This is a genomic window from Jiangella alba (assembly GCF_900106035.1).
Classification (GTDB): Bacteria; Actinomycetota; Actinomycetes; order Jiangellales; family Jiangellaceae; genus Jiangella; species Jiangella alba.
The window spans coordinates 271,282-279,547 of sequence record NZ_FNUC01000001.1 but is presented as its reverse complement, the minus strand read 5'-3'; the positions used below and the strand labels follow the sequence as shown (position 1 = coordinate 279,547).

The following is an 8,266-nucleotide window of genomic DNA, read 5'->3' as shown; positions in this document are numbered from 1 at the left end:
AGCTCGGCGGGCAGGCCCGCCGCGGTGAACGCGCCGATGCCGAGGTGCTCGCGGTAGAGGGCGGCGGCGACGCTGCCGAGCACGGCGATGCCGAGGACGTTGCCGAGGTCGTACATCGCCTCCTCGATGGCGGCGGCGTTGCCCGCCTTCTCCTGCGGCGTGCTGCCCATGATGATCGCCGACCCGACGGCGAGCGACCCGGTGCCGGCGCCGACCAGCGCCAGCGGTGCGATCAGCTCCGGGTAGCTCAGCGGGCTGCCGAGAACGTAGAGCAGCAGCAGCCCGGCGCCCGCGGAGGCCAGCCCGGCCGCGAGCACCGTCCGGGCGCCGATCCGGAACGCGAGCGCCGGCGCGAACGGCGCGAACGCGAACGAGCCGGCCGCCATCGGCAGCAGCGCCAGCCCGGCGACCAGCGGCGAGTAGCCCGCGACGACCTGCAGCCACTGGGCGACCAGCAACAGCATGGCGCCCATCGCGAACATCGAGGCCAGCGCCGTGATGGTGCCGGCGCGGAACGGCCGGCTGCGGAACAGCCGGACCTCCAGGAACGGGTCGGGGCGGCCGAGGCAGCGGCGCACGAACCACGTCAGCAGCGCGGCCGCGGCGACCACCGCCGTCCACGACGCGACGTCACCCCAGCCCTCCTTGGCCAGCTGCTTGATCCCCCACACCAGCAGCGACATGCCGGCGACCGACAGCACCGTCGCGACGACGTCCCAGCGCGGCGGCCGCGGGTCGCGCGCCTCGGGCAGCAGCAGCGCGCCGGCGACGACGGCGACGAGCACGAACGGGACGTTGACGAGGAACGCCGAGTGCCAGCTGAACACCTCGAGCAGCGCGCCGCCGACCACCGGGCCGATGATGGCGCCGAGGCCGGAGATGATCGACCAGACGGCCAGCGCCTTCGCCCGCTCCTTCGGATCGCGGAAGATGGTGCGGATCATCGAGAGCGTCGTCGGCATGATCATCGCGCCGGCCGCGCCGAGCAGTGCGCGCAGCGCGATGACGAACGCCGGGCTGCCGGCGAACAGCACCAGCACCGAGACCACGCCGAACAGCGTGAACCCGGTCAGCAGCAGCCGCTTGCGTCCCCACCGGTCGCCGAGCGCGCTCATCGGGATCAGCAGGCCGGCGAGGATCAGCGAGTAGACGTCGACGATCCACAGCTGCTCGGACGCGCTGGGCGCGATGTCCTGGACGAGGTCGGGCAGCGCCATGATGAGGATCGTCATGTCCATCGTGACGACCAACAGGCTGCCGGCCAGCACGGTCAGCGCCGCCCAGCGCTGCCGGGACGTCATGGTCTCGGCGGTCAGGCTCGGCATCAGGCGTCCGTCGTGCGGGTCAGGCGGGTGAGCACGTCGAGCAGCTCGCCGGCGTCGGGCGCGCTGCCGCGCAGCATCGTCTGGACGGTCGCGCCGTCGGCGTAGGCGCTGATGGCGCGGGCGGTGACGGGGTCGGTGTAGGGCGTCAGGATCTCCTGGAGGCCCTCGGACCAGCGGGTGGCGATCGAGTGCAGCCGCGGGCTGTCCATGCTGGCGACGTAGAACGCGGTGTCGGCGCGGACCTGCGCGGGGTCGCCCAGGTACTCGTGGAACAGGCGGGCGAGGGTGCCCACCCAGTCGCCGGCCGCGGCGAGGTCGCGGGCGATCTCGGACAGCCCTTCCTCGGTCCGCAGGCCCAGCCATGCCAGCGCGGCCGCCTTGAGGTCCTCCAGCGAGGCGAAGTAGTGGGTGGTCGAGCCGAGTGGCACCGACGCCCGCGCCGCCACCTTCCGGTGGGTGAGGTCGTTGATGCCGTTCTCGATGATCAGCGCGGCGGCGGCCTCGATGATCGCCTGCCGGCGGCCGACCGGATCGCGGGTCGCCCGGGTCGTTCCGTCCATGGTGGACAAGTGTACATGTACATCAGTACACGTCGATGACGGCCTTGACGAAGCCGTCCGGCTTGGACCGCAGCGCCTCGAACGCCGCGTCGGCCTGGTCGAGGCGGAACCGGTGGGTGATCAGCCGGCCGGGGTCGAGCCGTCCGGCGGCGACCAGCTCCAGCGCCGCCGCCGTGCTCGCCCGCAGCAGCGCGCGGTCGCGGACGTGCGCGTTGACGACGTCCAGCGCCTTCCAGTTCCAGCCGCGCAGGTCGACCTCGCGCGCGGACTGGTGGTAGCCGAGGATGGACAGCGCGCCGTGCGGCCGCACCATCCGCCCGGCGAGGTCCAGTCCGGCCTGCGTCCCGGACGCCTCGACGACGACGTCGAAGCCGTGCCGCGCGGGCGAGTCCTCGCCGGAGAACGCGGCGGCGGGCAGCTGGGCCGGGTCGTGCGCGGTGTCGGCCCCGTTCGCCACCGCCGCGCGCCGGGCGTCGTCGCGCGGGTCGACGGCGACCAGCCGGGCCACGCCGGTGGTGCGCAGCAGCTGCGTCATGACCAGCCCCATGAAGCCGAGCCCGACGACGGCGACGTGCGCGCCCAGCGGCACCGGCGTGCGGCGCAGCCCTTCGGCGACGCAGCCCAGCGGCTCGGGCAGCGCCACCGCGGGGTCGACGCCGTCGGGCAGCACGACGACGTCGTCGAGGTCGGCCAGCGCGTGCTCGGCGAAGGACGGCGCGATGCGGCCGCCGACCAGCGTGCCGGGCGCGATCGTCACGCCCGGACCGGTGGCGACGACCTCGCCGGCCGGCTCGTGCCCCAGCCGGCTCGGCCCGTCGGCCGCGGCCGCCGCCCACGTCGGCAGGTCGCTCGCGCACACCCCGTTGGTGCGGACCCGCAGCACCAGCTGGCCGGGTCCGGGCTCGGGCAGTTCGGCGGTGACGAGCTCGCCGCGGCCGGGCGCGACGAGCTGGTAGGCGCGGGTTCTCATTTGGTCGCTCCAGCGGTGAGGCCGTTGACGAACTGGCGGTTGAACAGCAGGTAGACGATGACGACGGGCAGCGACGCGATGGTGGTGCCCGCGGCCAGGACGGCGGTGTCGGTGGTGAACCGGCCCTGGAAGAACGTGAGCCCGATCGGCAGCGTGCGGACGTCGTCGGTCTGCAGGAAGAACAGCGGGACGACCAGCTCGTTCCACGACGTCATGAACTGGAAGACGACGATGGCGCCGAGCGCGGGGACGGCCAGCGGCCGCACGATCGACCACATCAGCCGCAGGTCGCCGGCGCCGTCGATGCGGCCGGCCTCGATCAGCTCGCGCGGCAGTGCCCGCAGGTTGGCCCGGAGTAGGAAGATCGCGAACGGCAGCCCGAGCGTCGCCTCGATCAGGATCGCCCCGGCCAGCGTGTTCACCAGCCCGAGCGAGCGCAGCTGGTAGAAGAGCGGGATCACGATCGACCAGATCGGGATCATCAGGCCGAGCAGGAACAGCAGGAACGTCGCGTCGGCCCAGCGCAGGTCCAGCAGCGCCAGCGCGTAGGCGGCGGGGAACGCCAGCGCGACGACCAGCGCCACCGTCCCGGCCGCGACGACGGTGCTGTTGACGAGGTAGTCGGAGAAGCGGCCGGCGTTCCAGGCGGTGACGTAGTTCGCGAACCGCAGCGGCCACTCCAGGCCGAACGGGTCGGCGGCGGTGGCGGTGGACGTGCGCAGCGACTGCAGCCAGATCCACAGCAGCGGGACGACGGACACCAGGGTCATGACGACGAGCGCGGTGTGCGCGCTCATGCGTTGCAGGGTGTGGTTCACGGGCGCTCCCGCTCCCGGACGCGGAGGAAGATCACGGTGATGACCAGGATGATCACGGTCAGGACGACGGCGGCGGCCGCGGCGTAGCCGACCCGGTGGGTGACGAACGCCAGCGCGTAGATGTAGTACGCGACCACCTCGGTGGAGTGGCCGGGACCGCCGTTCGTCATGACGTAGACGAGGTCGAAGGTCTTGAGCGTGTTGATGAACGACACGACGACGAGCAGCGTGATGTGGTTGCGCAGGGCCGGGACGGTGACGTGGCGGAACCGCTGCCGGGCGTTGGCGCCGTCCAGCGCGGCCGCCTCGTACAGGTGCGGGTCGATGTTCTGCAGCCCGCCGAGCAGGATCACCATCGCGAACCCGTAGTAGGTCCAGTTCGCGGTGGCGATGACGGCGCCCATCGCGGTGCCCGACTCCGACAGCCAGCCGCGGGTCAGCGACTCCAGGCCGGCGTGCTCCAGCGCGACGTTCAGCAGCCCGGTCTCCGGCCGGTAGATCTGGTCCCACGCGATGCCGACGATGACCAGCGCCATCGTCGCCGGGACGAACAGCAGCGTGCGGTACAGCGTCCGGCCGCGGATCCAGCTCGCCGACAGGATGGCCGCGAGCAGCAGCCCGAGACCCTGCGCCAGCCAGCTGCCGGCCACCCACACCAGGTTGTTGCCGAGCGAGCCGAAGAACCGCTCGTCGCCGATGAGGCGGCGGTAGTTGTCCAGCCCGGTCCACGTGGGCGAGGCGGTGAGGCCGTTCCAGTCGGTCAGGCTGAGCCAGACGGTCTGCCCGATCGGCCACAGCAGGAACGCCGCGTAGAGGGCGAGCGCGGGCAGCACCAGCCAGTACCCGCGCAGCGAGCGGCGGCGGGCGCCCGGCCGGCGCGGCGGCTCGGCCGCGCGCGTGCGCGTCCGGACCGCCGCCGGCGCGGCGGCGCTGGTCACGGTGTCGCGCTCCGGGCCTCGGCGAGCGCGTCGTCGAGCGAGCCGGTGAACGCGGCGACGTCGAGGTCGCCGGCGAGGTACGACTGGCCGCCGCCGTTCCAGGCGTCGGTCACCAGCGGGCTGGAGCTGAACGCCGTCCAGCGCCCGATGCCGCCGCCCTCGTTCGCCGCCTGGACGACCTCGAGGTTCTGCCGCAGCAGCGCGGGGACGTCCGCGCCGGCGCCGTCGTAGCCGGTGGTCGGCAGCACGCCGGCCTCCAGCCACGCCCGCTCGGCCTCGTCGGAGAAGTGCACGAAGTCGATCCAGTCGGCCGCGATGTCGGCGACCGGCGACGACGCCGAGATCGCCCACGACCCGCCGGCGCCGCCCGCGGCCTGCTGCTCCAGCGCCGGGTCGATCATCGGGAACGGCACGAACCGCACGCCGGACTCGGGCCCGAGGGTGGCGATGAGGTCGGGCGTGACGCCGGTGCCCTCGATCAGCATGCCGGCCTGGCCGTTCATGAACGCCTTCACCGAGTCGTCGAAGCTGACCCCGTTGAAGTCGGGCGTGACGAAGCCGCCGGCCACCCAGCCGCGGGCGGCCTCGAACGCGTCCTGGACCGCGGGCGCCGAGTAGACGCCGTCGCCGCCGAGCGACTCGACCGCGACGATCTCGTCGACCGGCACCGACGCGTGCACGGCCGCCGCGACGAGGTGCGACGACGGCCACTGGTCCTTGTTGCCGAACGCGATCGGGACGACGCCGGCGTCGCGCAGCGTCCCGGCCGCGGCCAGGAACGACGCGTAGTCCACCGGCGCGGGCGCGCCGTGCTGCTCGAACAGCGCCTCGTCGTAGAACAGGCCGATCGCCTCGCTGGAGCGCGGTACCGCGTAGAACGTGTCGTCGAAGGTGGCCCGCTCGACGACCGACTCCGGCAGCGCGTCGAGCCAGCCGTACTGCTGCGCATAGTCGGTCAGCGGGTGCACCAGGCCGTTGGTCGCCAGCACGCCGAGGGTGCTCTCGGACGCGTCGTAGTCGAACACGTCCGGCGCCGACCCCGACGCGAGGGTCGTCGGCAGCGTCTTCTGCAGGTCGTCGTAGCTGAGGTACTGGATGTCGACGCTGACCTCGGGGTGCTCGCGCTCCCAGGCGGCGCTGATCGACTCGAGCACGGGCTGCAGCGCCGGGGTGTCGCCGAACTGGCTGACGACGGTGAGCGTGGCCTCGTCGCCGAGGGCGAGGCTCTCGCCGCCGCCGTCGTCCTGGGCGCCGCCGACGCAGGCGGTCGCGGTGGCCGCGGTGGCCGCGGTCAGCGCGAGGAGCAGCAGGGTGCGGGTGGTCCTGGGCATCGTTGCCTCCGGAAGTCAGGGAATGAGCAGCGGCCGCGCGGCTTCGTCGATGAGCGCGACGTGCCGGGCGGCGTCCGCGAACGTGGGAAGGGGTGCGGCCGGCGGGCCGCCGTCGCCGCCGGTCAGCGGCCGGTAGAACGCGTCGAGGAGGGCGACGACGCGGGCCTCGGCGTCGACGGGGGTGCGCCAGAACCGGCTGACGCGGTGCGGGTCGGCGTGCCCGTCCAGGCGCAGCCGCCGCGCGTCCGCCGTCCGGACCAGCTCCAGGGTCTCCAGATCGCCGAGCTGCCAGCTGGCGGTGCCCTGGTCGCCGTCGATCTCGACCGCGATCGTGTTGAGGTGGCCGGGCGACACCTGCGACGCGGTCAGCGCGACGACGGCGCCGCCGTCGAGCCGGGCCCGCGCCACCGCGACGTCGTCGGTGCCGGGCCGCAGCGCGTCGCGGCGGGGCGTGTGGAAGTCGGCGGCGAGCGACGTGACCGGGCGGCCGGTGAGCACCTCGACGAGGTCCAGCGCGTGGCTGCCGATGTCGGCCAGCACCCGCGACGAGCCGGACCGGGCCGGGTCGTTGCGCCACGACCCGGCGGCGCCGAGCTGCCAGTTCTGCAGGTAGCTGGCGCGGACGGAGTGGACGGTGCCGAGCAGGCCGGAGCGGACCAGCCCGGCCAGCCGGACCGCCAGCGGGGAGTAGCGGTAGTGGTAGCAGACGGCCGACGCGGTGGGCGCCGACGCGGCCAGGGCGGCCAGCTCCGCGGCGTCGGCCGCCGTCGTGGCCAGCGGCTTCTCGCAGACCACGTGCAGGCCGGCGGCGAACGCGGCGCGCACCGCGGGCGCGTGCCGGTCGTTGGGCGTGCAGACGTGCAGGACGTCGACCGTGCCGGCGTCGATCAGCGCGCGCTCGGAACCGTACGCGGCGGGGACGCCGAGCTTGCGCGCGACCCGTCGCGCCGACTCGTCGGTGGACCCGCTCACCGCGACCACCTCGACGCCGTCGAGGCGACGCAGCGCGGCGACGTGCGCGGCCCCGACGCCGGAGGCGCCGGCGACGCCGACGCGGATCACTCGGCGCCCGTCCTGGTGGGAGCGGCGCCGAGGCGGGCGAGGGTGTCGCCCAGCCCGCCGGCCGACGTCAGCTCGTCGACCGTCATGGCCGCGGCGCCGAGGATGGCGGCATCGTCGCCCAGGTCGGACGGGACGATGCGCAGGTCGCGGGTGGCCAGCGCCAGCGACCTGCCGTAGACGGTCTCGCGGATGCGGGCCAGGAACGCGCCGCCGCCGCTCGCGACGCCGCCGGTCACGACGACGACGGCCGGGTTGAAGAAGTCGACGAGCACGGACAGCACGGTGCCGATGTCCTCGGCCGCCTCGGCGAGGATGCGCCGGCAGTCGTCGTCGCCGAGCTGGGCCAGCTCGGCCACCAGCTGCGCCGTCACCGTCCGTCCCGCGCCGGCTGCCGCCTGCAGGGCCGGGCTCTGCCCGCTGATCGCCAGCAGCTCCGCCCGGGCCGCGATGTCGTCGCCGCCGGCGGTGGTGACGAGGCTGCCGGCGCAGCCCTGCGCGCCGCGGTGCAGCCGGCGGTTGGAGATGAGGCCGGCGCCGACCCAGGAGCCGATCTTGACGACCAGCGAGTCGGCGACGTCCGCGCCGGCGCCGCGGTGCTGCTCGGCCAGCGCCATCAGGTTGACCTCGTTGTCGGCCCACGCCGGCACCCCGAAGCGGACCGCCAGGCGGTCGCGGACCGGCTGGTCGTGCCAGTCGGGGTGCACCGGGGGATGGACGGTGCGGCCGGTGGCGAACTCGACCGGCCCGGCGATGCCGACCCCGACGCCGCAGAGCGTGAGCGGCGCGGCCGCGTCGTCGCGGGCCCGCTGGAGCTGCCGCTCGATCAGCCGCTCCAGCTCGGCGAGGACCCGTTCCGGCCCCTCGTGCATGGACAGCGGCAGCTTCTCGTCGGCCAGGATGCGGCCGGGCAGCGTGACGACGGCGGCGCGGACGTGCGTCATCGCGATCTCCGCGGCGACCACCACGAGGCCGGACCGGAACCGCACCCGCGTGGCGCGCCGCCCGCCGGTGCTGCCGAACTCGCCGGCCTCCTCCAGCAGCCCCGCGTCGACGAGCGCGCGGACCCGCTCGGAGACGATCGCCTTGCTCAGGCCGGTGCCGGCGCCGATCTCCGTCCGGGACGCGCCGTTGGCCGCGGCCCGGATGACACCGGCCACGGCGGCCGCGCTGGCGACCGCGCCGCCGTCGCCGCGTCCTCGTGCTGCCGCATCGTTCATGGCACACCTTCGTTTGGTAGCAAGTGGAGTTCGATCGTAAAGCGA

General features: G+C 74.1%; 8 protein-coding genes. All 8 read right to left on the bottom strand.

The features are described from left to right. Nucleotides 1-1,325 (bottom strand): MFS transporter (locus BLV02_RS01405; protein WP_074946051.1); only part of this gene is annotated, 1,325 nt, incomplete at its 3' end. After that, nucleotides 1,325-1,885, bottom strand: coding sequence for a TetR/AcrR family transcriptional regulator (locus BLV02_RS01400; protein ID WP_069111279.1), 561 nt, complete (start codon nucleotides 1,883-1,885; stop codon nucleotides 1,325-1,327). The genes BLV02_RS01405 and BLV02_RS01400, both read right to left, overlap by 1 nt. A 22-nt stretch (nucleotides 1,886-1,907) precedes the next feature. After that, nucleotides 1,908-2,855, bottom strand: coding sequence for a zinc-binding dehydrogenase (locus BLV02_RS01395; RefSeq protein WP_083288595.1), 948 nt, complete (start codon nucleotides 2,853-2,855; stop codon nucleotides 1,908-1,910). Further along, a complete protein-coding gene (locus BLV02_RS01390) occupies nucleotides 2,852-3,652 on the bottom strand; it encodes a carbohydrate ABC transporter permease (RefSeq protein ID WP_069111554.1) in 801 nt (266 codons plus the stop codon). The genes BLV02_RS01395 and BLV02_RS01390 overlap by 4 nt, the downstream gene beginning before the upstream one ends. Before the next feature lie 17 nt (nucleotides 3,653-3,669). Beyond that, a complete protein-coding gene (locus tag BLV02_RS01385; RefSeq protein WP_141711558.1) occupies nucleotides 3,670-4,611 on the bottom strand; it encodes a carbohydrate ABC transporter permease in 942 nt (313 codons plus the stop codon). After that, nucleotides 4,608-5,942, bottom strand: a complete 1,335-nt coding sequence (locus BLV02_RS01380) for an ABC transporter substrate-binding protein (RefSeq protein ID WP_069111278.1) — start codon at nucleotides 5,940-5,942, stop codon at nucleotides 4,608-4,610. Before BLV02_RS01380 ends, BLV02_RS01385 begins: the two co-directional genes overlap by 4 nt. A gap of 15 nt (nucleotides 5,943-5,957) precedes the next feature. Then, entirely contained in the window at nucleotides 5,958-7,004 is a 1,047-nt protein-coding gene (locus BLV02_RS01375; protein WP_069111277.1) for a Gfo/Idh/MocA family protein, read from the bottom strand. Then, the gene (locus BLV02_RS01370; RefSeq protein ID WP_069111276.1) at nucleotides 7,001-8,221 is read right to left on the bottom strand and encodes an ROK family protein; all 1,221 of its coding nucleotides are present in this window, start codon (nucleotides 8,219-8,221) and stop codon (nucleotides 7,001-7,003) included. The genes BLV02_RS01375 and BLV02_RS01370 overlap by 4 nt, the downstream gene beginning before the upstream one ends. Nucleotides 8,222-8,266 lie beyond the last annotated feature (45 nt).

Coding starts and splice junctions, on each gene's coding strand:
- BLV02_RS01400 (WP_069111279.1), bottom strand. CDS start 1,885: ATGGACGGAACGACCCGGGCGACCCGCGATCCGGTCGGCCGCCGGCAG.
- BLV02_RS01395 (WP_083288595.1), bottom strand. CDS start 2,855: ATGAGAACCCGCGCCTACCAGCTCGTCGCGCCCGGCCGCGGCGAGCTC.
- BLV02_RS01390 (WP_069111554.1), bottom strand. CDS start 3,652: ATGAGCGCGCACACCGCGCTCGTCGTCATGACCCTGGTGTCCGTCGTC.
- BLV02_RS01380 (WP_069111278.1), bottom strand. CDS start 5,942: ATGCCCAGGACCACCCGCACCCTGCTGCTCCTCGCGCTGACCGCGGCC.
- BLV02_RS01370 (WP_069111276.1), bottom strand. CDS start 8,221: ATGAACGATGCGGCAGCACGAGGACGCGGCGACGGCGGCGCGGTCGCC.